This is a genomic window from Streptosporangium sp. CA-135522, from assembly GCF_050949235.1.
Classification (GTDB): Bacteria; Actinomycetota; Actinomycetes; order Streptosporangiales; family Streptosporangiaceae; genus Streptosporangium.
The window spans coordinates 2,937,335-2,962,152 of sequence record NZ_CP192026.1 but is presented as its reverse complement, the minus strand read 5'-3'; the positions used below and the strand labels follow the sequence as shown (position 1 = coordinate 2,962,152).

At 69.5% G+C, this 24,818-nt stretch carries 20 protein-coding genes; 11 read left to right on the top strand and 9 right to left on the bottom strand.

What is annotated here, in order from left to right:
* Nucleotides 1-130 precede the first annotated feature (130 nt).
* The 4 genes from ACQPYK_RS14045 to ACQPYK_RS14030 all read right to left on the bottom strand — a co-directional run bounded on the left by ACQPYK_RS14045 (nucleotide 131) and on the right by ACQPYK_RS14030 (nucleotide 2,617).
* Nucleotides 131-934, bottom strand: a complete 804-nt coding sequence (locus ACQPYK_RS14045; protein WP_433255090.1) for a permease-like cell division protein FtsX — start codon at nucleotides 932-934, stop codon at nucleotides 131-133.
* A 300-nt stretch (nucleotides 935-1,234) separates the two neighbouring features.
* Nucleotides 1,235-1,501, bottom strand: a complete 267-nt coding sequence (locus ACQPYK_RS14040) for a hypothetical protein (protein ID WP_433255087.1) — start codon at nucleotides 1,499-1,501, stop codon at nucleotides 1,235-1,237.
* Nucleotides 1,502-1,620: 119 nt separating this feature from the next.
* Nucleotides 1,621-1,815 (bottom strand): hypothetical protein, encoded by a 195-nt coding sequence (locus ACQPYK_RS14035; RefSeq protein ID WP_433255085.1) that lies wholly within the window; start codon nucleotides 1,813-1,815, stop codon nucleotides 1,621-1,623.
* A 109-nt stretch (nucleotides 1,816-1,924) separates the two neighbouring features.
* Nucleotides 1,925-2,617, bottom strand: a complete 693-nt coding sequence (locus tag ACQPYK_RS14030) for an aspartate/glutamate racemase family protein (RefSeq protein ID WP_433255082.1) — start codon at nucleotides 2,615-2,617, stop codon at nucleotides 1,925-1,927.
* Nucleotides 2,618-2,693: 76 nt separating this feature from the next.
* Between ACQPYK_RS14030 and ACQPYK_RS14025 the strand changes: the two genes are divergently transcribed.
* Nucleotides 2,694-3,593 (top strand): LysR family transcriptional regulator, encoded by a 900-nt coding sequence (locus ACQPYK_RS14025; RefSeq protein WP_433255080.1) that lies wholly within the window; start codon nucleotides 2,694-2,696, stop codon nucleotides 3,591-3,593.
* Nucleotides 3,594-3,674: 81 nt separating this feature from the next.
* Here the strand turns inward: ACQPYK_RS14025 and ACQPYK_RS14020 are convergent, their stop codons facing one another.
* Complete coding sequence (locus ACQPYK_RS14020; RefSeq protein WP_433255077.1) at nucleotides 3,675-6,098, bottom strand: ATP-binding protein; 2,424 nt, start codon at nucleotides 6,096-6,098, stop codon at nucleotides 3,675-3,677.
* 64 nt (nucleotides 6,099-6,162) lie between these two features.
* On the opposite strand from ACQPYK_RS14020, the gene ACQPYK_RS14015 reads away from it, so the two are divergent.
* Nucleotides 6,163-7,308 carry an epoxide hydrolase family protein gene (locus ACQPYK_RS14015; protein ID WP_433255074.1) on the top strand — a complete coding sequence of 382 codons (1,146 nt, stop codon included), beginning with the start codon at nucleotides 6,163-6,165 and terminating at the stop codon, nucleotides 7,306-7,308.
* Between the two features lie 382 nt (nucleotides 7,309-7,690).
* Here ACQPYK_RS14015 and ACQPYK_RS14010 read toward each other — a convergent pair whose 3' ends face one another.
* The gene (locus ACQPYK_RS14010) at nucleotides 7,691-9,052 is read right to left on the bottom strand and encodes a glutamine synthetase family protein (protein ID WP_433255072.1); all 1,362 of its coding nucleotides are present in this window, start codon (nucleotides 9,050-9,052) and stop codon (nucleotides 7,691-7,693) included.
* Between the two features lie 225 nt (nucleotides 9,053-9,277).
* On the opposite strand from ACQPYK_RS14010, the gene ACQPYK_RS14005 reads away from it, so the two are divergent.
* Genes ACQPYK_RS14005 through ACQPYK_RS13995 form a run of 3 tightly spaced genes read left to right on the top strand, consistent with a single transcriptional unit; the run spans nucleotide 9,278 to nucleotide 11,914 of the window.
* Nucleotides 9,278-10,165, top strand: a complete 888-nt coding sequence (locus ACQPYK_RS14005; RefSeq protein ID WP_433255070.1) for a terpene synthase family protein — start codon at nucleotides 9,278-9,280, stop codon at nucleotides 10,163-10,165.
* A gap of 34 nt (nucleotides 10,166-10,199) precedes the next feature.
* Nucleotides 10,200-10,745, top strand: coding sequence for an EF-hand domain-containing protein (locus ACQPYK_RS14000; protein ID WP_433255068.1), 546 nt, complete (start codon nucleotides 10,200-10,202; stop codon nucleotides 10,743-10,745).
* Nucleotides 10,745-11,914, top strand: coding sequence for a terpene synthase family protein (locus tag ACQPYK_RS13995; RefSeq protein WP_433255065.1), 1,170 nt, complete (start codon nucleotides 10,745-10,747; stop codon nucleotides 11,912-11,914). Before ACQPYK_RS14000 ends, ACQPYK_RS13995 begins: the two co-directional genes overlap by 1 nt.
* 64 nt (nucleotides 11,915-11,978) lie before the next feature.
* Here ACQPYK_RS13995 and ACQPYK_RS13990 read toward each other — a convergent pair whose 3' ends face one another.
* The gene (locus tag ACQPYK_RS13990) at nucleotides 11,979-12,956 is read right to left on the bottom strand and encodes a DUF5937 family protein (RefSeq protein ID WP_433255063.1); all 978 of its coding nucleotides are present in this window, start codon (nucleotides 12,954-12,956) and stop codon (nucleotides 11,979-11,981) included.
* Between the two features lie 47 nt (nucleotides 12,957-13,003).
* Here ACQPYK_RS13990 and ACQPYK_RS13985 point away from each other — a divergent pair, with 47 nt between their 5' ends.
* From ACQPYK_RS13985 to ACQPYK_RS13960, 6 genes are all read left to right on the top strand, one after another.
* Nucleotides 13,004-14,203: an MDR family MFS transporter gene (locus ACQPYK_RS13985; RefSeq protein WP_433255061.1), complete on the top strand. Its 1,200-nt coding sequence runs from the start codon at nucleotides 13,004-13,006 to the stop codon at nucleotides 14,201-14,203.
* An 83-nt stretch (nucleotides 14,204-14,286) separates the two neighbouring features.
* Complete coding sequence (locus ACQPYK_RS13980) at nucleotides 14,287-16,233, top strand: sensor histidine kinase (protein WP_433255058.1); 1,947 nt, start codon at nucleotides 14,287-14,289, stop codon at nucleotides 16,231-16,233.
* Between the two features lie 85 nt (nucleotides 16,234-16,318).
* Nucleotides 16,319-17,821: a BTAD domain-containing putative transcriptional regulator gene (locus ACQPYK_RS13975; RefSeq protein WP_433255056.1), complete on the top strand. Its 1,503-nt coding sequence runs from the start codon at nucleotides 16,319-16,321 to the stop codon at nucleotides 17,819-17,821.
* A 2-nt stretch (nucleotides 17,822-17,823) separates the two neighbouring features.
* A complete protein-coding gene (locus ACQPYK_RS13970; protein ID WP_433255053.1) occupies nucleotides 17,824-19,866 on the top strand; it encodes a sensor histidine kinase in 2,043 nt (680 codons plus the stop codon).
* 301 nt (nucleotides 19,867-20,167) lie between these two features.
* The gene (locus ACQPYK_RS13965; protein WP_433255050.1) at nucleotides 20,168-21,952 is read left to right on the top strand and encodes an NAD+ synthase; all 1,785 of its coding nucleotides are present in this window, start codon (nucleotides 20,168-20,170) and stop codon (nucleotides 21,950-21,952) included.
* Between the two features lie 64 nt (nucleotides 21,953-22,016).
* Entirely contained in the window at nucleotides 22,017-22,496 is a 480-nt protein-coding gene (locus ACQPYK_RS13960; protein ID WP_433255048.1) for a hypothetical protein, read from the top strand.
* Here ACQPYK_RS13960 and ACQPYK_RS13955 read toward each other — a convergent pair whose 3' ends face one another.
* Together ACQPYK_RS13955 and ACQPYK_RS13950 are read right to left on the bottom strand one after the other, a co-directional pair.
* Nucleotides 22,497-22,790, bottom strand: coding sequence for a hypothetical protein (locus ACQPYK_RS13955; protein ID WP_433255046.1), 294 nt, complete (start codon nucleotides 22,788-22,790; stop codon nucleotides 22,497-22,499).
* Nucleotides 22,791-22,792: 2 nt separating this feature from the next.
* A complete protein-coding gene (locus ACQPYK_RS13950; protein WP_433255043.1) occupies nucleotides 22,793-24,643 on the bottom strand; it encodes a hypothetical protein in 1,851 nt (616 codons plus the stop codon).
* Nucleotides 24,644-24,818: the final 175 nt, after the last annotated feature.

Below are 24,818 nucleotides of genomic sequence, written 5' to 3'. Positions count from 1 at the left end.
GCGGCCTGTGCTCTTCGGGGCCGGCAAGACGGCGCGGCAGCCCATCTAGCCTGGCTGGAGCCGGCGACCAGGTTCTACGTCAGCCGGATGGCGCGCCGGAATCCGTCTTGAATTGCCCCAGGCTGGTCGTTCACCGCACTTGAGCAACCCCCGGTAGGTCCTTCACTGCGTTCACGATCGATCGGGCAAGCTTCGGATCGTCAAGCTTGACGTGGTAGCTCTCGAAGTACTCCTCTAACGACCTGCGCTCGGCTTCGTCGTCCTTGTCTCGAGGATCGCGCTCAATCACCTGCGACCACAAGGCGACGAACTGCTCGGTCATCCGCATGTCATGCGCTCGGTCCTCGAAATAGATGCGCTTGACGCCCCTCGTCCTCCTCAGGGAAGCCTCGACCGCCGCCTTCTCATCAGCCGTGATCTGTCGCCCCTTACAGAGTTCGCGCCCTCCACCAGCGTCGCAGAGGGTGACGACCACATCATCCTTGCCCTGCCAGAAGGTGGCAGGTAAGGCGACGGCGTTGGAGACGCCCGGTAATGCCTGGACCGCCGAATCGAATGCGGGGGCGTCGCTCCATCGGAGTAGCCTGCCGTGAAAGCTCTCCGCCATGTCGCTTTCTTCGAGAACTCCCGCCAGTTCAGGCGCGGCCTCCATCACGGCCAGTGACTCCGATTTGGTCTCGAAGCGAAGCTCCGTGATGCGCGGTATCTGCCGTAGTCCCTGCTCGACCGCGTGCCTCTGCGCCGGAGTCACCTCCTTGTTTCCGCAGGCGTCCCAGGCATCATCCTCACCGCACAGGAAAACGGAGAACCTTCCGCCTTCCGGCCAAGGCCCGTTCGGGGGCGCAAGGATCTTCGGGAGCCGGTTTGCCTCGGCAGCCGAGGCGCCCAACAGGAGGACCGTCATCGATGCAAGGGTGAGAAGCACGCGGAGCATGGGGAAACTATGTCAGTGAACCCGGCGGAACCTCACATAGGAATCTCAACGGTCAGCACCTCAATCACTCCAGGGGCATGAACGAACAATTCCATCAGGGAGGGAGAATCAGCGGCGGCCTGGCGATGATGGGCCCCCGACACCCCCCGAGGCGCCTCGGCGTCGCCCCTGAAGCCGGTGCGGGGGCGCGGTCTTCCCTCGTGCCCGCGCCGCCACGCCCGGTCAGAAACGACCACGATCAGGCCGCCATGTCATTGATGGCAACCACCGTCACTGGCCGATCCACCGGCCTACCGGCCTCTACCAGCTTTCACTCCACCGGTACCAGGGGCCCTGGACATGTTCAAAAGTTTGTGCAGCCGCGTCGTCAGGGGAATCCACCGGTTCGCCTTTCGGACTCCAGACATAGCCATACGGGTCCACACCCACCCAGGGACTCAGTTGAAAATACACCAGATCCCTGTCTCGGTAGACTGAAGAAAAATCGAACAATCCGATCCGGCGAGGCTTGTCCTCCGGCCCCGAATCCGGTTCAACCGTTCGCGCCACCTGCTCCATGCTCTCCACGGATCGAGTAAAACGCACTTCCCTGGACACTCCGCAAGCCGTCAGTGCGATCAACGCGATCCCCGCGAGTGGAATCATCATCCAACGCATACAGACTCCCGTTAAAATAGTCCGGTCGCTCACTGCGAAACCATCGAAAATTTGACATGCCCAAGCACGTTGGACGGGCGAGAATACAACACATCAAAAGATTCCAGAGTTCCGGCGAACCGTTGATCGCTAATCGTACAGCCGTGGATGCCGTCATTCAGTGCCCAGAAATCGGCTCCAGCGAAGGTCGCGAGCTGCCGGCGCGGCAGCCGCAGGCGGCCCATCCGGCCGGGATGGAGGTCGCCTCGTCCGCTTCCGCGGTGGTGGAAGCCAGGGCATGGACGGCGGGGCGACAGAGGGCGGACTTTCGTGGTCCTCCACAGCACGCACCGTTCATATCAGAGCCAGGTCGACGGCGTGTTCGACGTGGATGCGGGTGGAGTCGAAAACGGGGATGCGGCTGTCCTGGGGGCCGATGAGGAGAGTGATCTCGGTACAGCCCAGAATGACTCCCTGCGCGCCGCGTTCGGCCAGATCGGTGATGATCCGCCGGTAGGCCTGGCGGGAGGAGTCCTCGACACGGCCTTGGGTGAGTTCCCGGTAGATGACGTCGTGCACGAGCGTGCGGTCAGGTTCGTCGGGCACCAGGATCTCCAGTCCGTGCCCGAACATCCGGGATCGATAGAAGTCCATTTCCATGGTGAAGCGGGTGCCCAGCAGTCCCACGGTCTTGAGCCCGGCGTGGGTGATCCGTTCCGCCGTCGCGTCAACGATGTGAACGAAGGGCGCAGCGATCGCCACCTCGATGACCTCGGCGATCCGGTGCATGGTATTGGTGCACAGCAAGACCATGTCGGCTCCGGCCTGTTCGAGGGTTCTGGCCGCCCGAGCGAGCCGCCGCCCGGCGGCCTCCCAGTCTCCCGCACGCTGCATGGCCTCGATCTCGGCGAAGTCCACGGTCAGCAGCAGGCTCCGGGCACAGTGGTGGCCGCCCAGACGCCTGCGGGTCTCCTCGTTGAGCAGCCGGTAGTACTCGGCGGAAGACTCCCAGCTCATGCCGCCGATCAGGCCGATGGTTCGTGTCATGGGCTCATGGTGGCTCACGATGGACCCCATAGGTAGTCCTGTATTTCTTGGCTGAACCCCAAGTGATACTTATGGCATGGACGCCCACCGCCTGCTTGTCTTCCGGCAGATCGCACATTCCGGTTCGATCGCGGGGGCGGCCCGCTCGCTCGGGTGGACGCCGCCGGCGGTCAGCCAGCATCTGCGCCATCTGGAGCGTCAGGCTGGGATGGCGCTTGTGCTGCGCCGTCCGCGCGGGATCCAGCTCACCGAAGCGGGCGCGGTCCTGCTGCGCCACGCCGACGCCGTCTTCACGCGGCTGCATGCCGCCGACGACGACCTGAACGCGCTGGCTCAGCTGCGGGAGGGCACCGTCCGGCTCGCCGCATTCCCCTCGGCCAGCGCCACCCTCGTTCCCGCCGCCATGAGCCTGCTGGCTCAGCGCCACCCCGGCATGGATGTACGGCTTCGCGAAGCGGAACCCCCCGAAGCGTTGGACCTTCTCACCGCCGGCGAGGTGGATCTGGCCGTGACATTCACCCACGCGGGAGAACAACCGGCCGACCACCCCGGGCTGGCGCGGGTCACGGTGAGAGAGGATCCGGTGCGCCTGGTTCTGCCGCGCTCCCATCCGCACGCGCACGCCGTACCACCTGGCCGGCCGGTGAACCTGCGGCTGCTGGCGGGGGACAAGTGGATCGCGGGCTGTGAACGGTGCACCGCGAACCTGCGTCAGACCTGCCAGAGCGCCGGCTTCGTCCCGGACATCCGCCACAGCACCGACGACTATGTGGTCACCCAGGCACTGATCGCCCGCAGTCTCGGGATCGGGCTGCTCCCGCAGCTCGCCCTCGACGCCTTCCAGGATCCCGACGTCACGGTCCGCACGGCCGCACAGCTCCGTCCCCGGACCCTCCACCTGGTTCATCATCGCGAAGCCGATCAGATCCCCGCGGTCCGCAGCGCCGTACGTGCCATCCACGACACCACCGCGTGAGCTGGGTTACCGCCACTGGCCGTTTGGATGTAGTCGGCCGGTGATCTGACAGTCGGTTCGTCGACCGGTTTCCGGCGCAGGTCAGCCCCTAGTGGCGTCGAACAGCTTGCGTGCCGCCTCGGTGCGGGTGGCCGCGCCCAGTTTGGTGAGGATCCGTGACACGTGCACACCGGCGGTGTTGCCGCTGATGAACAGCTCGGTGGCGATCTGCCGGTTGCTCTTGCCGTCAGCGACCAGGTGCAGCACTTCCATCTGTCGGGCGGTCAGTCCGGGCAGGCCCGGGGCGCGCTTTGGCGTCTGTGGGGCCGGCGGTTCGGCATGCGGCGTGCATCGCGACAGCTCGTACGGCTGGCCGAGCGCGCGCCAGCCCCGCGCGGCACTCTCCAAATCACCGCTGGCCATGGCCCGGTAGGCCTCGTCCACCGGACCCACGACGGGAAGGTCCGGCAGCTCGGCTGGTCGCGCCGCGGCGAGCAATGCCCATGCCTCGTGCGGGTGCGCGACAAGCTCGGCGGACTCCAGTCCGTGGACGGTGCCGGGGTCGAGGCGGATCTGCAGGGTGCGCAGCCTGATGCGATAGGGCCGGACCCAGGGCTCGTCACCGAGCAGCTGCGCCGCGCTCTCGGCCGCGACCCGAGCGGCGGCCGGGTCGCCCTGCGCCAGGTGGATCTCGCCGCGGCCTATGAGCAGCGCCGCGTGACTGAGCCGGGGCAGCTCGGCCTCGCCCAGCGCCTCATCGATGAGATCGAGCGCCTCCGCCCCGCGGCCCAATGCCGTCAGGGCCTGCACCCACTTGACCACCAGAATCGGCGCGTGCTTGGCGTACTGGAATGACTCGTGCACCGCCTTGAGGCCCGCCTGAATGACCTCGATCGCCTCGGCGTAGGCACCCATGGTCACGCAGAAGGCCGACTCCCACCTCGCGACGTCGATGGCCGTCTGCGGATCCGCAATGGCCCGCGCCGCGGCGAAGTGGTGGCGAGCGGTCTGGGGATCGGCGGCGGCCAGGCCAAGGTAGGCGTGAGCGTGAGCCATGAGAGCAGCGTTGTTCAGCTGCTCGGCGATCTCCAGCGCGGCCCGCGCGTGGCGTTCGCCCTGGACGGGATCGCCGGAGAACACGCTGCTGACGGCTAGATCCGCCAGGACCTGGCCGCGCAGCAGCGACGGCTCGGGCAACAGTTCCAGCGCTGTGAGCAGGTCGTCGCGGCCACCGCTGCGGCCCAGGTTCTTCAGCCGCGCCCGCTGATAGAGCCGCCGTGGGTGCGGGGCGATGGCCAGCGCTTCGGCTGACCAGCGCAAGCCCGAGTCGACCGCGCTGGTGGCCAGGCAGGCCTCCACCGCATGGTCGAGCACGGTGAGCCGGTCAAGCCCCGGCGGGCCGTCCACGGTGTCCCACAGCTGCAGGACGCGTTCCAGCAGGTGCAGCCGCTCCGGCTCGGCGCCGGAGAGCTTGGCCTGCCCGGCGGCCTCCCAGGCCGCTGGGAGTGCGAGAGCGTGGTCGCCGGCGGCGTGCGCGTGCGCTGCCAGCTGGGCGGCCCGCTGTGGCATCGCCGACAGCGCGGCGGCGAAGCGGGCGTGCAGCAGGGTCCGCTCCACCGGCAGCAGCCGATCGTAGAGGGCTTGGCGGATCAGCGCATGCCGGAAGGAGTAGCCGATGTCGCTCGCCAGCAGGACGTGCTTGTCGACGAGGTGGCGCAGCGCCTGGTGCAGCTGCGGCTCGGGCAGATCGGAAACGAGGGACAGCACCTGGTGTTCCACATCGGTTCCGGCGACCGAAGCGACCGTCATGACCTGGTGCGCGTCGTCGGTCAGTTCGGGCAGCCCGGCCAGCAGCAGTTCGCGCAGCTCGGCAGGGGGATCCTCCGGTGAGTCGCTGAGCGCCTCGACGAACAGCGGGTTGCCGTGGCTGCGTTCGAACACGCGGGTGACAAGGGATGGCTCCGGCTCGCGACTCAGCAGGGCAGCCAGCTGGCGGCCGGTTTCGTGCCTGTTCAGCGGCGGGGGCGTGACCCGCCGGACGACGGGCAGCCGCGCCAGCTCAGCCACTAGCCGGCGCAGTGGACCGCTCGGCGTCCGATGGGTGCCGACCAGGAAGACGCCGCTGTGTGCGAGGTTGGCCACCAGGAAGGTGAGCAGCTGCAAGCTGGACCGGTCCGCCCAGTGCAGATCCTCCAGCACGAGGATTAGCGGCCGGGCCTCCGCGGAGCGTTCCATGACCGTGAGGACCTCCCCGAAGTCGCCCGGCGCGGCCGACAGGTGACGCAGCGGGAACAGGAACGGAGCGAAGGACAGCCCGTCGTTGCCGAACTCCAGGCAGCGGCCGGTCAGCACCAGCGGTGTGGACCCCAGCCGGGAGGTGAACTCCTGCACCAGCCGGGACTTGCCGATCCCGGCCTCCCCGCAGATCAGCACGGTGGTGACGCCCTCGTCCTGGTAGGCAGCCCGCAGCGCGGCCAGTTCAGCGTTGCGGCCGATGAAGGTGCTGCTGCTCGTAAAGATGCCCATGAACGGGAAGGGTAACGAAATCTCGTGATTCGGAGCCGGCCTCTTTACCGGCAGCATTGAAGGCATGACGAACGAGATCAAGCCCTTCCGCGTCGAGGTCCCCCAAGCCGACCTCGACGACCTGCAGGCCAGGCTCCGCCGTACCCGCTGGAGCGACGAGCTGCCCGGCGCGGGCTGGGAGCGCGGCGTCCCGGCCGGCTACCTCAAGGACCTGGCCGCCTACTGGGGCGAGAAGTTCGACTGGCGCGCCGCCGAGGCCGAGCTCAACCGCCACCCGCAGTTCACCACCGTCATCGACGGGCAGAACGTGCACTTCCTGCACGTGCGCTCCGAGCGGCAGGACGCCACTCCGCTGCTGCTGATCCACGGCTGGCCGTGCTCGGTGGTCGACTTCCTCGACATGATCGAACCTCTGACCGCGCCCGAGGCCGGCGAACCGGCCTTCCACCTGGTCATCCCGTCCGTGCCCGGGTTCGGCTTCTCCGGGCCCGTCACCGAGACCGGCTGGACCGACACGCGCGTCGCCTCGGCCTTCGCCGAGCTCATGGCCCGGCTGGGGTATGAGCGCTACGGCGTGCAAGGCGGCGACATCGGGGCGTTCATCGGCCCGGCGCTGGGGCGGGTCGACGCCGAGCACGTCATCGGCGTGCATGCCAACGCACTGGTCACCTTCCCCACCGGCGACCCGGCCGACATGGCCGCGCTGACCGAGACCGAGCAGCTGCGGCTCAAGGCGATGAAGAACTTCCAAGACGACATGTCCGCCTACATGCAGCTCCAGGGAACCAGGCCGCAGACCCTGGCGCACGCCCTCGCCGACTCACCCGTCGGCCAGCTCGCCTGGATCGCCGAGAAGTACAAGGAATGGACCGACCCGGCCAAGGAACTGCCCGAGGATGCGGTGGACCGCGACCGGCTGCTCGCCACCGTCAGCATCTACTGGTTCACCGACACTGCCCGCAGCGTGGCCAACTCCTACTACGAGCGCTTCCACGACGCGAGCATGTGGGCGCCCAAGCCCCCCGCCACCGTCCCCACCGGCGTCGCGGTCTTCGATGCCGGCGACTACGCCATCCGCCGCTTCGCCGAAAAGGCCCACAACATCACCCACTGGTCAGAGTTCTACCGCGGCGGCCACTTCCCGGCTCTGGAAGCCCCTGACCTCCTCATCGGGGACATCCGCGAGTTCTTCGCCTCACTCGCCCGGTAAGACCACGGCGTGTGCCGCACAAGACCTCCTTGTGCGGCACACGCCACCTCCGCCTCAGCCGCTGGGAACGCGAGGCGCCACCGGCTGTTACTTGCCCAGGGAATGGTGCTGTTTCATAGGTGACCGCCTATGAAGGCCTGCCGTTAACGAGGACGCCACCGGGGACACGCGATCGCATCGCCCCTGGTGACAGCTCCCGCAGCCGCTCTGGACACACGCGACGGAAACCGTGGTTCTGTCCCAATCCCAGCCTGCTGACCTGGGCTGATGCGATCGCGTGTCCCTCATGACGGCTTCGTTACCGACATCCCCGCTGCTACGCCTCGGTCCTGCTGGACACCGGGGAGAACATCAAGGCCCTCAGTCCGCCACGGACCTGCGCCTACAGGACCGGGAGGTAGCGGCCGAGCTCGAACTCGGTGACCTGGCGGCGGTATTCGTTCCATTCGGTGCGCTTGTTGCGCAGGAAGTAGTCGAAGACGTGCTCGCCCAGGGTCTCGGCGACCAGCTCGCTGCGCTCCATGACGGCGATGGCCTCGTCCAGCGACTGGGGCAGCGGCTGGATGCCCAGCGCGCGGCGCTCGGCCGAGGTCAGCGCCCAGACGTCGTCCTCGGCGCCGGGGGGCATCTCGTAGCCCTCCTCGATGCCCTTCAGGCCCGCGGCAAGGATCACCGCGAAAGCCAGGTAGGGGTTGCAGGCCGAGTCGAGCGAGCGGAACTCGATGCGGGTGGAACCGCTCTTGTGCGGCTTGTACATCGGCACCCGGACCAGGGCCGAGCGGTTGTTGTGACCCCAGGAGATGTAGCTCGGCGCCTCGCCACCGGCTCCGGCGATCGCCTCGGCGCCACCCCACAGGCGCTTGTAGGAGTTGACCCACTGGTTGCAGACCGCGGTGATCTCTGCGGCGTGCTTGAGCAGGCCGCCGATGAAGGAACGGCCGATCTTCGACAGCTGATAGTCGGCACCGGGCTCGTAGAAGGCGTTGCGGTCGCCCTCGAACAGCGACATGTGGGTGTGCATGCCGGAGCCGTTGTACTCGGTGAAGGGCTTGGGCATGAAGCTCGCCCAGATGCCCTGCTCCAGTGCGACCTCCTTCATGACCAGGCGGAAGGTCATGATGTTGTCGGCGGTGGTGAGGGCGTCGGCGTAGCGCAGGTCGATCTCCTGCTGGCCGGGGGCGCCCTCGTGGTGGCTGTATTCGACCGAGATGCCCATCGACTCCAGCATCATGATCGCGTTGCGCCGGAAGTCGTGGCCGGAGCTGTGCGGGGTGTGGTCGAAGTAGCCGCCGTCGTCGATCGGCTCGGGCCGCTTGCCCTTCTCGGGGCGGTCCTTCAGCAGGAAGAACTCGACCTCGGGGTGGGTGTAGAAACTGAAGCCCATGTCGGAGGCCTTGGCCAGGGTGCGCTTGAGCACCCAGCGCGGGTCGGCGTGCGAGGGCGAGCCGTCCGGCATGAGGATGTCGCAGAACATCCTGGCCGCGCCCGGCGTCTCACTGCGCCAGGGCAGGATCTGGAACGTGGACGGGTCTGGTTTGGCGAGCATGTCCGACTCGTAGACCCGGGCGAAGCCCTCGATCGCCGAACCGTCGAAACCGATGCCCTCGGCGAAAGCCCCTTCGAGCTCCGCCGGGGCGATCGCCACCGACTTGAGGAACCCGAGCACGTCGGTGAACCACAGCCGGATGAACCGGATGTCTCGCTCCTCCAGGGTGCGGAGAACGAACTCCTGCTGGCGGTCCAAGGCCTTCTCCTTCATCGCCGACGCCGACGTGGTGCGACACGCCTGGTCTTCTACCAGTCTGCCCGCTCCGTGTTTCGCACACGTTACGAGGAAGAGCGGTGAGATGCCGCATCGAGTCCGTCGCATCCCAGGTGACCGGCCCTCGTCGTGCCTCCGCGTGACCCGCCCCATCCACTCCTACAGTGTGCGCCGGAGCGGCTGAAGTTCTATTCGGGGGAAGAGACGATGCGCACCGGACTTCACGGATCATCGGGCGGGGCCGCGCTGCGGGCACCGCTCACCGAACGGCTGGCGGCGCTGACGGCGCCGTGCCCCATGCATCCGTCGATGTACCAGATCGAGGCCGCGGTCATCGACTGGTCTCGCAAGGTCGGCCTGGACACGGGCCCCGGCGTGGGAGTCCACCTGCTGGCCGGGCGGGCGTTCGCCCGATACGGCATGGGCACGGTCACGCTGTTCGCGCGCTGGCTGACCTGGATGTCCCGCCTGCGCGAGGAGCCTTCGGCATTGGCCGGCGTGCTCGCGGTGGCCGGAGGCGGCGAGCCGGGGCCGCCGCTGGAGCGGGCCTTCGCCGACCTGTGGCGGGCCTGCGCACCCGGGCTCGGGGAAGGGGGACGCGAGCGGTTCCTCGCCGGGCTGATCGCCCAGCAGGCGGCGTTGCTGGGTGCCGGGACGCCGTCGATCGAGGAGTATCCGGCGCTGGCCAGGGCCGGTTTCGGGGCGTACCTGTTCGACCTGGTGGAATCCTGCACGGGGGTGGAGGTGCCCGCGCCGATCCGGCGGAGCCCGCAGTGGCGGGCGGTCGCCGAGGCGAGCGGTGACGTGGCCGCCTGGTGCGACGATCTGGTCGCCGGACGCGGCCACGTGACGGCGGCCTCGGCCTCGCTGGGCCTGTGCGGCGAGGCGGCCGAACAGTGGGTGATCGACCGCGTCGTGGCCCGGATGGAGGAGCTGTGGACCGCCGCGCGCGCGATTTCCCCGGTCGTGGAACGGCACAGCCTCGGGTTCGTGGCCTCCGGCGAGGTGATCCAGGTGGCCTGCGCTTTCTTGACCATTCCCAGGGCCTACCTGGAATGGCTCTTGGAATCGCCTCGCTATCGTCACTTACGGTAATCGACCGCGTCCTTGACGTAACACGGGGGTCAAGATGGGCATCGAACTTCTCAAGCACAAGCTGGAGCGCGCCTTCGCGCACCTGGACGTGAACGGCAACGGAAAGATCGAGCGTGACGACCTGCTCGGTCTCGGAGCCAGGATCCTGGTCGGCTTCGGCGAGTCGCCCACCTCGCCCGCCGGCAGCAGGCTCGTCCAGGGCTTCGAGTCCATCTGGCAGGCCCTGTCCGCCGAGATCGACGCCGACGGCGACGGCGCGATCTCCCCCGAGGAGTTCCGTGCCGGCATGACCTCGGCGTTCGTCGAGGGCGACCGGTTCGACGCGGTGTTCAGGCCGGCGGCCGAGGCGGTCGCGGCACTGTGCGACGCCGACGGGGACGGGGTCGTCGGACCGGCCGAGTTCCGGGTCATGCTGACGGCGTTCGGCACGCCGCACGACGACGTGGACGTCGCCTTCGACCGGCTCGACCGCGACCACGACGGGAGCATCTCGACCGGTGAGCTGGTCGAGGCCGTCCGGCAGTACTACACGAGCGCGGACCCGAACGCGGCCGGCAACTGGCTGTTCGGTCCGCTGTAGTGACGACCGCCGTAGTGACGATCACCCGGACGGCCCCCGATACGGCGGGCGGGACGGGCGGGACGCGAACGCGGCCACCGTGGGAACGGGCTCCCGCGGTGGCCGCGTCCTTGCTGCTGCCTCTCGTCGACCGGGTTCCCGCGATGGCCGCGCCGTGCCGCATGCACTCCTCCCTCGACCGCATCGGGGCCTCTCTCGCCGGGTGGACCCGCGAGGTCGGACTGGAGACGCCCGCGCGGGCGGGGTTCGAACGGATGGCCGGCCGGGCCTTCGCCGGATTCGGCATGGATGCGGCGCTGCTGTTCGCCAAGTGGCTGACGTGGCTGTTCCACTTCGACGACGAGTGGGACGAGAAGCCCGCCGGACGTGCCGCCGAGGTCGTGGAGGCCACCTTCGCGCGCCTGGGGCACCTGGTGTGCGCCGTGCCGTCTCCGGCCGGGGACGGTGCGCCCGGCCTCGCGGGAGGCCTCGTGGAGGGCTCGGCCGCCGGTGCCGCCGCAGGGGGTCTCGTGGAGGGCTCGGCCGCCGGTGCCGCCGCGGGGGGCCGGGCGGAGGGCGCCACGCCGATCGAGGCGGCCTTCCAGGGCCTCTGGCACGTCACCGCCGCGCGGATGAGCGCGCAGTGGCGGGAGCGGTTCGCCCGGGGACTGCGGGAGCAGGGGGCGGCCTGCCGTGTCGAGGCGGACAACCGGTGCGCCGGGCGGGTGCCCTCGGTCCGGGAGTACCCGGCGCTCCGACGGGGAACCGCCGGGCCCTATCTGTTCGACCTGGTGGAGCCGTGCCTCGGGGTGGAGGTGCCGGTCGAACTGCGGGAGAGCCCGGCGTGGCGGACACTGGTGGACGCCTGCAACGACGTCACCGCGTGGTGCAACGACGTCGCGTCCTATCCCAAGGAGCGCGCGAACGGGGACGTGCACAACTACGTGATGGTCGCCGCCGCCGCGTTCGGGCTCTCCGACGCGGGCGCCGTCGCGTGGGTCAACGACCGGATCGCCGAGCGGGCCGGAGACCTGCGGGCCGCCGCCATGCGGCTGCCGGAGCTGTTCGACCGGTTCGGGCTCCCACCGGCGCGGGCCAGGGACGTCAGCAAGGTGGCGTGCGCGTTTCTCGCGGCCCCGAGGGCCCAGTTGGAATGGCTTCTGGAGTCCAGCCGGTACGGCGTGGCGTGATCTCCCGGCCCGGCGCGTGCCCTGTCACGGCGTGCCGCGGCGCCTGACGGTTCGTTACGTACCGTCACGGCGCGCAGGCCAGGGAGTCGCCCATCGGGGTGCGGCGGTAGACGACCTCGCGGCCCAGGCGGCGGCGGGCCACCAGGCCCGCGTCGGCCAGGACGGCCAGGTGCTGGCTGACCGCACCGGGGGTGAGGGTCATCCGCCGGGCGAGCACCGAGGTGGTGGCGGGGTCGGCCAGGGCGGTCAGGATCTGCGCCCGGGTACGGCCGAGCAGCGCGGCGAGGGCTCCGGGGGCGGGCGGCGGCCCCGAGGTCCACAGCGTGCCGACGCCCGTCGCCGGGTAGACGAGCATCGGCTGGTACGGCTCGACCATCACGGCCGTGTCCGGCCAGTAGAAGGCCGTCGGCACCAGGACCAGGCCGTCGCCGTCCAGCGACCCGGAGTAGTCCCACGGCCGGGCGACGCCGAGCCGGTCGCCGAGCCAGCGCACGCCCGGGTGCAGGTCGGCGAACAGCTCACGGGCCCCGCCCACGGCCAGTTGCCGGGAGCGCCGCAGCACGTCGGCCTCCAGCAGGCCGTAGATCCGGGGCCAGAACTCGGCGAAGGCCGTCTCCCAGTAGCGCTCCAGGGCGTCGGCGACCCGTGCCACGCCCGCCACGGGGTCGGCGACGAAGCGGTCGATGACGCGGGGGTCGGAGCCGGCCACCCGGCCCGCCTCCGCGGCCGCCCGTTCCGGGGGCGTCCGCCGTACCCGGTCGAGGTCGGCGGCGAAGTCGGGCATCGGGGTCTCGGGAGTGGGGGTCACGAAGTCGACCAGGTAGCCCCGGAGCGGGACCAGCGCGAACAGCTCCGAGAGGTCCAGGCCGTCGAGGCGGGAGCGCACGGCGCGCGCCCAGGGCAGGTGGAGGGAGTGCCTGGCCGGGTCGCGCAACGGCCGCAGGCTGGCGACCAGCTCCCAGATCGGCGAGAACGCGAAGCGGATCCGGGCCACGTCGTCCGGGGCGAAGATCCACTCGACGCGGTATGGCTTTTTAGGCACGGCTAAAAGATTCGCCTACGGCCGGGCGCGTGTCCAACCCTGGCCACATGACGAGTGCCACCCTTTCCAAGCCCGGTTTCCTGCGGTCGAAGGTCGGCGGCCTGCCCCCGGCGTTCTGGGCCCTGTGGACCGGCACTCTGGTGAACCGGGTGGGCATGATGGTCCAGCCGTTCATCGGCGTCTACCTCACCCAGGCGCGCGGCATGTCCTACGCCGCCGCCGGCGTGGTGATGGCGGTCTTCGGCGTCGGCTCGCTGCTGTCGCAGATCGTCGCCGGCTGGCTGGCCGACCGGCTCGGCAGGCGGGTCACCCTGACCGGCGGCATGGTCGCGACCGCGATCACCATGGTGGCGCTCGGCTACAGCACCTCTCTCCCGGCGATCGTCGCCACCATGTTCGTGCTCGGAGTGACCATGGACGCCTACCGGCCGGCGTCAAACGCCCTGGTGGCCGACCTGATCCCGCCGCAGGAGCGGGCGCGCGCCTACGGCCTGCTCTTCTGGGCGCTGAACCTGGGCTTCGCGGTGGCGATGGTCGCGGGCGGCTGGTTCGCGCAGGCCGGGTACGGCTGGATGTTCGGGATCAACGCCGCCACCTCGCTGATCTTCGGTCTGCTGGTGTGGCGGGCGGTGCCGGAGACCGGGCCCGCGCCGGGCGAGCGCGAGCGGGGCGGCTTCGCCGACGTGTTCAAGGACCGGCTGATGGTCGCCTTCAGCGTGATCATCGTCCTCTCCTCGGTGGCCTACGCCCAGGCGTTCACCACCCTGCCGCTGGCGATGACCGACGCGGGGTTCACCACCGTCGACTACGGCCTGATCATCGCCGTCAACGGCATCCTGATCGTGCTCGTCCAGCCGTTGACCGGCGACTGGCTCGGCAGACGTGACCACGGCACCGTGCTCGCCGTCGGCTTCGCGATCATCGGGGTGGGCCTGGCGCTGACCGCCGTCGTCTCCAGCCTCGCCGGATACGCGGTCTCGGTGGTCCTGTGGACGGTGGGCGAGATCGTCACCGCGGGCATCCAGGGGGCCATCGTGGCCTCCCTCGCCCCGCCCCACCTGCGCGGGCGCTACTCCGGGGTGTACGGCTTGTCCTGGTCCGGCGGCGCCATGCTCGCCCCGCTGCTGGGCACCCGGCTGCTGGAGCTGAGCCCGGTGCTCCTGTGGCTGACCATCGGCGCCGTCAACCTCGTGGCCGCGGCGGGCCTGCTGGCGATCGGTCCCGCTCTGCGACGCCGTACGGCATAAGTTCGACGTTGAACGTTTGTTGATTGGATTGTAGTTCGCGCCCGTTAAGGTCCCTCTAAGCACGACAGAGAAGGGCCGGGGCGATGCGCGGGCTGAGCCGGGTGTTCCCGACGGTGACACCCGTCAGGGCGCGAGTGGCGGCGTTGCTGATCGCCGCCGTGTCCGTCGCCATGGAATGCGTCAACATCTGGGTCACGGCCCAGTTGCCGCAGCCTTCCTACACGCCGCTGCCGTTCGCGCCCGAAGACGTGGCGGGCACGGCCTTCCCGGTCTTCGGGGCGCTGCTGGTGTTCCAGCGGCCCCGGCTGGTCATCGGCTGGTTGCTGTGCCTGGGCGGGCTGTGCTCGGCGCTGAACAGCCTGACGGTGAACGTCGCGTTCCTGGGCCGGGGCGCGCTCCCGGAGGCGATCTGGACCGTCGTCGGGGTGAGCTGGCAGCTGACGGTCCTGTGTCTCGGCGTGCTGCTGCCGCTGCTCTACCCGGACGGACGCCTGCCCTCCCGTCGCTGGCGGCCGCTCATCTGGTTCACGGTCGCCGTCCTGCTGGCCGACACGCTCCGCGCGGAGTTCCTGCCCTTCCGGGAGCCCTACGGGCTCTCGTTCGGCTGGCGGGCCCAAGTCGCCCTGGACCAGCTCATCAACCTGGCGATGCTGCTGGCCTTCGTCTCGCTGGCGGTGCGGTTTCGGCGGGCGAGCTCCGAGGAGCGCAGGCAGATCCTCTGGCCGCTGCTGGCGATGGCCGCCTTCATCGTCCCCTGGGTGGTCGGGAACCCGCTGTGGTGGCTGGCCTCCTTCACGATCCCGCTCATTCCCGCCGCGATCACGTTCTCCGTGCTGCGCCACCGGCTCTACGGCATCGACACCCTGATCACGCGCACGCTCGTCGGCGCGGGTCTGGTCGGCGTGATCGGCGGCGTGTACGTGGCGGTGGGTGCGGCCTCCAGCCTGTTCCTGTCCGACGTCGACCAGATCGGCGGCCTGCTGGCCGCGCTGTGCGCCGGGGCGTTCTTCCACCCGCTCCGGCGGGTGCTCCAGCGGGGCGCCGACCGCCTCCTGTACGGCGGCAAGGGCGATCCGGTGACGCTCGCCGAGGAGCTCAGCCGGCGGCTGCAGCGGACCGATCCGGCCGGCGGGCTGATCGCCGCCCTCGACGTGTTGCGCGAGGGTCTGGCGGTGACCGGGGTGGCCGTGCGGTTCGAGGACGACGGCCCCTGGGAGGCCACGGCCGGCGACCCGCGGGTGGTGGTGCGCGACGTCGAGCTCGTCTGGCACGGTGAGCCCGTCGGGCGACTGCTCATCGGCCCGCCGGGGGTCAGGCGCCTGCCCGCCGCGCACAACGAGCGGGTCATCGCCGCGCTCACGCCGTACGTGGCGGACGCCGCCCACGCGGTCAGGCTGGTCGGCGCGCTGCGCAGATCCCGCGAGCGGATCGTCACCACCCGTGAGGAGGAGCGCCGCCGCCTGCGCCGCGACCTCCACGACGGCCTCGGCCAGTCGCTCAGCGGCATGGCCATGTCCATCAACGCGGCCCGCCACTCCCTGCGCGCCTCTCCCGAGGCCGCCGAGCGCATGCTCACCGAGCTGCGCTCCGGCATGGACAGCGTGACCAGCGACATCAGGCACCTGGTGTACGGCCTGCGCCCGCCCGCCCTGGACGACCTCGGCCTGGCCGGGGCCCTGGCGGAGATGGCCGGGCCCGACGTCGTGGTGGAGGTGAGCGGTGACCTCACGGGGTTGTCGGCCGCCGCGGAGGTGGCCGCCTACCGGATCGTCCAGGAGGCGCTGACCAACGTCCGCAAGCACGCCTGCGCCGACGCGGTGCGGGTCTCGCTGGAGCGGGGGGAGGAACTGCGCGTCCGGGTGAGCGACGACGGGGTCGGCGTCGAGCCCGGCCGGCGCTCCGGGGTGGGGTTGACGTCGATGCGCGAGCGCGCCGCCGAGCTGGGCGGCACCTGCGTGATCACCTCACCTCCCGAGGGGGGCACCGTGGTCGAAGCGGTGCTGCCGTTGAACTTGAATGTGGAGATCTGACTACCGATGATTCCTGACGGCCTGCGAATGATGGTGGGTATTGCCGTATGACATTGGACCGGGTGGCCCTACGCTTGCGCCTGAAATGCTGACGTTTCGCGCCCTAGGACCGTTTCAGGCGCGCCATGGCGACGTGGTGCTCGACCTCGGCGGTCAACGCCAGATGGCGGTGCTGGCCCGGCTCCTCGTAGCGGGTGGCCGCGCCGTCCCGGTGAGCATGCTCATCGACGAGCTCTGGCCGGGCGAACCCCCGGCCCAGGCGCTGTCCACCATCCAGGGATACGTGTCGCGGCTGCGGCGCGCCCTGGAACCCGGGCGCGCGCCCAGGGAGGAGGCGGAGGTGCTGGTCTCCGCCCCGCCGGGATACGCGCTGCGCGCCACCTCCGACCAGGTCGACTCCTGGAGGTTCGAGAGCGCCGTCAAGATGGAGGGCGAGCCGGCCAGGGTGTGGGAACGCCTGGACGGCGCCCTCGCGTTGTGGCGGGGGCCCGCGCTGGCCGAGTTCTCCGATCTGCCGTGGGCGGTGACCGAGGCGGGTAGGCTGGAGGAGCTTCGGCTGATCGCCGTCGAACGCCGCGCCGACGCGGGATTGCTGCTCGGTCAGTCCGGCGGCCTGGTGGCCGATCTGGAGGCGCACGCCTCGGCTCATCCGCTGCGGGAGGAGGCCTGGCGGCTGCTCGCCCTGGCGCTCTACCGGAGCGGCAGGCAGGGCGACGCGCTGGGAGCGCTTCGACGGGCCAGGGTGCTGCTGCGCGACGAGCTCGGCCTCGATCTCAGCGCCACCCTGCAGCGCCTGGAGTCCGACATGCTCTCGCAGGCCGCCCATCTGGACCCGCCCGCGGCCGTCAAGGAGACGGCCTCGATACGGACGGCCGAGCGGCCCGCGGGTCCGGGGATCTCGCCGGTCTCGGTGACCTCGGCGCCGGCGGAACTGCGCGTCGTCGTGGCCGACGACCAGGCCCTGGTCCGCACCGGCCTGCGGGTCGTGCTGGACAGCGAACCCGGCTTCCATCTCGTGGCCGAGGCCGAGAACGGCGAGCAGGCGATCGCGGCCGTCCGGGAGACCTCACCCGACCTGGTGCTGATGGACATCCAGATGCCCCGGCTGGACGGCCTGACCGCCGCACGGCGGATCCTGGCCGACGAGTCCCCGCCGAAGGTGATCATGATGACCACGTTCGGCACGGACGACAACCTCTACGCGGCGCTGCGCGCCGGGGTGAGCGGCTTCGTGCTCAAGACCTCCGCCCCCGAGCAGCTCATCACCGCGATGCGCGCCGCGCAGGCCGGTGACGCGCTGATCGACCCGGCCGTCACCACCCGGCTGATCGCCTCCTTCGCCGGGCGCACCGACCCCTCGGCCCCACCCGGGCTCGCCGGTCTCGGCGACGCCGAGCTGGACCTGATGAAGCTGGTCGCCCGGGGGCTCACCAACCAGCAGATCGCGGCGACCCTGTCGATCTCGGAGCGGTCGGTGTCGCAGTCGGTGTCCAAGCTCCTGGACCACCTGGGGCTGTTCGACCGGGCCCAGCTCGTCGTCTCGGCCTACGAGTCGGGGCTGGTCAACCCGGGCCACATGGGCGGGTAACGATGCCGCAGGAGCGACGGGACCAAGGCGCGGCCCGCAGTGGCGCGGCCGCCGCGTTCGCGCTGCCGCCGCCGATCCGGATGGCCCTCGTCGTCGTGGTGGCCGCCACCGCGGTCGCGCTCACGGTGATCGGATTCGTGGTCACCGTGCGCCTGCCGTCCGACTGGTCCGCGAACGCGGCCGTCACACCCGACCTGGCCGTCGGGCTGACCTTCCCCGTGGTGGGCGCGTTCCTGCTGGCCCACCGCTCCCGCCCGGCCATCGCCTGGCTGATGTGCCTCGGCGGACTCGGCGGCGCGATCAACGTCTTCGCCACCGGCATGATGCTCCGCTCCGCCTCCGAGGGCGCGCTGCAGGCGGCGGGCCACTACCGCTACGCCTCGGGGATCGGCTGGATCGTGGGCGGCACGCTGCTGGCGGTCGTGCTCCCGCTGTACTCCCCTGACGGGCGGCTGCCCTCCCGGCGCTGGCGGCCGATGGTGGTCCTGGCCTTCGCGTTGATGACGATCGAGGCGATCCGCCTCGTCGTGCGCCCCGACCCGCCCGCCGCCGGCTACCCCTTCCCCCGGGTCATCCCGAACCCGCTGGCGGTTCGGGCGCTCGCCCCCTACGGTCCCCTGCTCCAGCAGCTCACGCTGACGCTGATCATGGGTTTCGCCGTCGTGGCGCTGCTCTCCCTGGCCCTGCGCTTTCGCCGGGCCGACCCCGTGGTGCGCCGCCAGATCGCCTGGCCGATGAGCGCGTTCGCCGTCTACATCGTCTGCATGCTCGGCGGCGAAGACTGGGTGGTGGCGGCCACCGTCTGGACCGGGCTGATCCCGGTCGCCATCGCCTTCTCCGTGCTGCGCTACCGGCTGTACGGCATCGACACCGTGATCAGCCGTGCCTTCGTGGCCGCCGGGATGATCGCCGCGGTCAGCGCGGTCTACTTCGGGGTCGGCGCGATCGCCGGACTGCTCCTGTCCGGATACGACCGGATCGGCGGCCTGGCCGCGGCCCTGTTCGCCGGGGTCGTCTTCCACCCGCTCCGCCACCTGCTGCGGCGGTGGGTCGACCGGCTCATGTACGGCACGCACGGTGATCCGCGCGCCCTGGCCGCCCGGCTGGCCCAGGAGGTCGGCGAGGCCGAACCCGCCAACGCGCTCGCCGCCGTGGCCGCCGTGGTCCGCGACGGGCTGAGCGTCACCGGGGTCGCGGTCGAGGTGAACGACCCGGGAACCCGGCGGGTGGAGGTGGGCCTGCTGGGCCCGCGGCCCCGTACGGTGCCGCTGGTCTGGCACGGGGAGCCGGTCGGGCGGCTGCTCCTGGGCTCCCCGGGCCCCCGCAGGTTCGCCGCCGCCCACAACGACCGGCTGATCGCCGCGGCCACGCCGTACGTGGCGGACGTGGCGCACGCCGTACGGATGACCGCCGACCTGCAACGTTCCCGCGAACGCATTCTCACCGCCCGGGAGGAGGAGCGCCGGCGCCTGCGCCGGGACCTGCACGACGGGCTCGGCCACGCGTTGACCGACATGGCGATGTCGATCAACATGGCCAGGATCACCCTGCGCACCGCCCCCGCCTCGGCCGACCGGCTCCTGGTCGAGTTGCGCGGCGGCATGGACGCGGTCGGCCAGGAGATCAGGGAGCTGGTGTACGGCCTGCGCCCGCCGACCCTGGACGAGCTCGGCCTGGCCGGAGCCGTACGAGCGCTGGCCGCCGAGGGCGAGCCGCAGGTGGCCGTCGAGACCGAAGGCGATCTGTCCGATCTTCCCGCGGCGGCGGAGGTCGCGGCCTACCGGATCGCGCAGGAGGGACTGACCAACATCCGCAAGCACGCGCGGGCCCGCTCGGCGGTGGTCTCGCTGCGTCGGGGCGAGTCGCTGGTGGTCCGCGTCCAGGACGACGGGCACGGGCTGCCCGCCGGTCCCCGTTCCGGCATCGGCATGCTGTCGATGCGCGAGCGCGCCGCCGAACTCGGCGGGACCTGCGTGGTCGGCTCGGCGCCGGGCGGCGGCACGGTGGTGGAGGCCGTGCTGCCGATTCCGGCCAGCCGGATGTGAACCTTTCCCGCCCCTCAGGTCTCTAACTACCGAGAGTGGCTCGGCCCGTGCCACCTGACCCGGTCGGCCGACGGCAGGACGCTCGCCGGCTACGCCAGGACACCCGAGGCGTCCACCTGCTCGACACCGCCTCCCACCTCGCGCGCAAGGTCCCCGGGATCAAGCTCGCCAACCACGTGGAGAGCCTGTCTCCCGACGGCCTCCGAGCCCCGGCCTGCGATCACCCGCGTCCGGCCTCCGAGCCCCGGTCTGCGATCACCCGTGGACGGCGCTCTCCCCGGCCGGGAATAAGGTGGAGCACGTGGCTCAACTCCGTATCGCCCTGGCCCAGACCAATCCCGTGGTCGGCGACCTGGCAGCCAACGCCGACAAGGTCGTCGAGTGGACCCGGCGCGCCGCCGACCGCGGCGCGCACCTGGTGGTCTTCACCGAGATGTTCCTGACCGGCTACCCGGTCGAGGACCTGGTGTTGCGCAGCTCATTCGTGGAAGCCTCGATCGCCGCGGTCGAGACCCTCGCCCGGCGACTGGCCGACGAGGGTCTCGGCGAGACCCCGGTGCTCGTGGGCTATGTGGACCGGGCGGGCCTGGCGCCACGGGTGGGACAGCCCAAGGGCGCCCCGCTGGACGCCGCCGCGCTGCTCCACCGCGGCCAGGTGGTCACCAAGACCGCCAAGCACCACCTGCAGAACTACGGCGTCTTCGACGAATACCGCTACTTCATACGCGGCGACCGGCTGCCGATCTTCCGGCTGCACGGGGTCGACGTGGCGATCGCGGTCTGCGAGGACCTGTGGCAGGAGGGCGGGCCGGTCTCGGCGGTGGCCGAGGCGGGAGCCGGGCTGCTGGTGGTGCCGAACGCCTCGCCGTACGAGAGGGAGAAGGACGATGTGCGGCTGGCGCTCGTCTCGCGCCGGGCGCGGGAGGCGGGCTGCGCCCTCGCCTACGTCAACCAGGTGGGCGGGCAGGACGAGCTGGTCTTCGACGGTGACTCCATCATCGTCTCCGCCTCCGGCGAGCTCGTCGCGCGAGCCGCGCAGTTCGCCGACGAGCTGCTGATCACCGACCTGGAGCTGCCCGAGGCCCGCTTCGGCGGCCTCGGCACGTTCCAGGTGGACGCCGGGGACGGGACCGTCATCACGGTGGAGCGGCTGGAGCTGTCGGCCTTCCCCGTGGAACCGTACGCGCCGGAACCCCCCTCCGTCGCCCCGCACCTCGACGACATCGCCGAGGTCTATTCGGCCCTGGTCCTCGCGGTCCGCGACTACGTGACCAAGAACGGCTTCCGGTCGGTCATCCTGGGCCTGTCCGGCGGGATCGACTCGGCGCTGACCGCCACGATCGCCTCCGACGCGATCGGTCCCGACCGGGTGCACGTGGTGATGATGCCCTCGCGCTACTCCTCCGAGCACTCCCTGGAAGATGCCCGCGAGCTCGTGAAGCGGCAGGGGATCAACGCCGAGGTCGTGCCGATCTCCGACATCGTCGACGGCTTCGAGAAGGAGATCGAGCTGTCCGGCCTGGCCGCGGAGAACCTCCAGGCCCGGGTGCGCGGCATGATCCTGATGGGCCTGTCCAACCAGCACGGGCACCTGGTGCTGACCACCGGCAACAAGAGCGAGCTGGCGACCGGCTACTCCACCCTCTACGGCGACTCGGCTGGCGGCTTCGCCCCCATCAAGGACATGCTCAAGACCCTGGTGTGGGAGCTGTCGCGCTGGCGCAACGCCCAGGCGGGCAGTTCGGGCGAGTTCCTGTACGGCTTCGCGGTGCCGCCGATCCCGGAGAACTCCATCGAGAAGGAGCCCAGCGCGGAGCTGCGCCCCGACCAGCGCGACACCGACTCCCTGCCGGAGTACGACGTGCTGGACCGCCTCCTGGACGACTACGTCGAAAAGGACATGGGGTCCGCCGAGCTGATCGCCGCCGGCCACGACCCGGCCCTGGTCGCCCGGATCATCCGCCTGGTCGACCTGGCCGAATACAAGCGCCGTCAGTATCCCCCGGGCCCCAAGATCACTCCCAAGAACTTCGGCCGCGACCGCCGCCTGCCCATCACCAACCACTGGCGCGAGACGATCGCCTGAGTCCTCAGGGCGTTTCCGTTCGTCGGGCTCCCCCGGCGAGGAAACGATCAGTACAGTCGACAGGGTGCGTCATGTCGCGGGATGTGCCCTGTTGCTACTGCTGCTGGCCGCCGGCTGCACCACCGGCGGCCCGACCCTGGACGAGGCCGCCGGGGTGCTGGCCAAGGATGCGAAGGTGCTTGAGCGATTCCATCCATCGGCGAACAAGAAAGTCGTCGACAACACCGGCAAAGACCATGACGATTTTGCAAGCTGTTCCAATAAGGATACCGCTCTCCGCTATTACCAGGTGAGCGGCGATTTCGCTGAAAGCAGCCGATCCTCTTCCGTTCAACGGGCCGACTCCTTCGCCCTGCCGTTACGTGACGAGCTTCAAAGGGCGGGTTACGAGCTCGACCGGGGAGCCAGCTGGGTGGAGCCGGGACGGAGCATCGCGATACTTCGCAAAAAAGATCCTGGAATCACATTCATTGTGCTGGTGCAGGGTTCCCAGCCCAACGTAGAGATCGTCGGCAAGACGGACTGCCTGCCCGGCAGGCAATGATCAGAGAGGATTCGCTGAAAGACGAGCCTGCTCCCGAAGTCGCCGGGCGGCCTGCCGCAAGTTCCGCGCCGTCACGCGACATTGGTCGGCAAGTAGATCCGCATCCGACCGTCGCCGAACGACGTCATGGGCGAAGCGCTGGGCTGCGAGGCCCGTCCAGACCGACTGGCCGCCGGTAGAGCCGGTCTTGATCTGCTCAAGCAGTGTCGCGAGATTCTCGGCGTAGCCATCAAGCCGACTGGCAAGCAGGTCTTTCTCCTCGGCCCGGCGCAGCAGTTCGGATTGTTCCGTCATCGTCATCCTCCACGTGCCCTGAGTGCGGCCTCCAGCACCGGTTCCAAACGCCCATAGAAGATATCTTTCAGCTGGCGAATGTCCGAGTCCGCGAGAGGAGGCTGTCCGTGGTGTCGGCGCGAGGCGTTGAATGCTGATACCTGCCCTTCGACGAGCACATCGACCAGGTTTGAGGCCTCTTCTGGAGATCCCTCGTCCAAGAAACCCTCGATCGCGTCTTGGGCAGTGTTCTTCCATTGCAGATCCGCAATTTTTCCTGCCATCGCGCCTTCCCATATGCCATCACCAATAACTTTTCCGGCAAATCCGCCTATCATCGCATCCACAGGAAGGAAGAGTAGCTCGACGGCGAACTTGTGTTTTTCTTCTGCATCGAGGTCGGCTTCATGTAAACCATTGAATAACAGCGACGCCATCGCCCCGGCAGCAACCGCCTTTCCATAGAACAGCTCGCGTTGCTCCTGCCTGGCCTCCTCCGTGGAAGCACTGCCGAACGGATGCTCCTTCCCCAGATCGAGTCCGCCGAGAAAGACGTCATAGCCGTTCTTCAGCAAGGGCAGCCCTGCCGGATCACGCAGCAGTCCGGCGAAAAAGCTCGCAATCCGATCAGAGTCGAGTTTCTGCCATCCGTCATTCAGGGTCGGCCCCGGAGAGTCGTGCCCACTACTCCAGACAGCAGCGAGTTGCGGAAAGTATTGGGCGATGTGCCTCGCGAGCACTTGCCCGATCGGAGACGGAACGGGGGTGATCTTCGTGTCACCCGGTAGATAACGCTTGTCTGACGGCTGACCGTCCAGCGGCGCGAAGTATTCAGTCTTGCTGGGCTCCGGAAGGAGGGACGGCCATGCGGTTTTGTCGCCGAAGACCTTGATGACGTTGATCCAGGCGTTTCGGCGGAGGGTGGGATCACCCGCACCCGGAGCCAGCGCCTTGTCCAGGGCGGTGGCGAGCAACTGCTTGAACCCCGGACGGCCCTCGTCGTTGACCACCTCGGGCCGTAGCAGCAGGGCGGCGTTGTCGCCGGAGGCGAGCAGTTCCTGGGTCGCCTCGCCGTTCTGGCTCAACGCCTTGACCAGCCAGTAGGTGTTCCAGTCCTCCTCGTCCTCCCGGTGCCCGCCGTACTGGGCCAGTTTGGCACCGGCCTGGACCAGGAAACCCCGTGACTGGCGGGCCAGGCCGAGGAGCGCGGCCATGTCGCCGATGGGCAACCCGTTCAACGCGTGATCTCGGAGTGTCTTGGGCAGGGTGCCCGCCACGTCGGTCGACGCGAAGGCCTCGGCCAGCGGATTCAGGTCTTCTCCGACCTTCTCCAGGCTCTGCGGCGAGTAGCCCCGCCGGTCGTTCTGGTTCCGCGCGCCCGCGGCGGCGAATATCGCACCGAAGGCGGTGGCGCCCAGTGTGGCCAACAGCCCCGCAGAGTAGGCGGCGTCGGTGGTCTTGCCTCGCGACTCCCCCAGTGCCGCTCGGACCTTCTCCCAGCTCTTGACGCCAGGATCCTTCATGTAGTCCTGCCAGGCCGCCAGAGCCCGTTTTCCCGCGAGGGCTCCCGCCGTCTGGGCCGACGCGGCGTCGCCGAACACGAACTCCGCCGTCTTGAGACCGCCCTTCGACACGGCGTCCTCGATGCGCTCGATCGTCTGGGTGCGCCAGGTCAGGTCCCGGCACGCCTCGTCGAGGAAGCGCCCGACGTTGTCCAGCACCTCGGCGCCCGAACCGGCGGGCCAGTCCGGGCCCGCTTCGGCGATGGAGGCCGACAAGAAGGGTCTCAGCGTCTGGGCTCGTTGTATGGCCTCGCCCATGGAGTTGATCAGACGCCGCGCCCCGGCCGGATCAATGCCGACAAATTCCGCCATATCATCTGGTCCCCTCGGGTAGAGGCGCCGTATCAACAAGGCCTCAACATGTTATCCCGAATTCTTCACAACCGAAGGTGTTGATAAGTCGAGACTGGCGTCCGCACGGGGAATATGCATTCGCTGGACCCTTCGATCCACGGATCGGCGCACTTTCATCGCATTCCGGAGACGC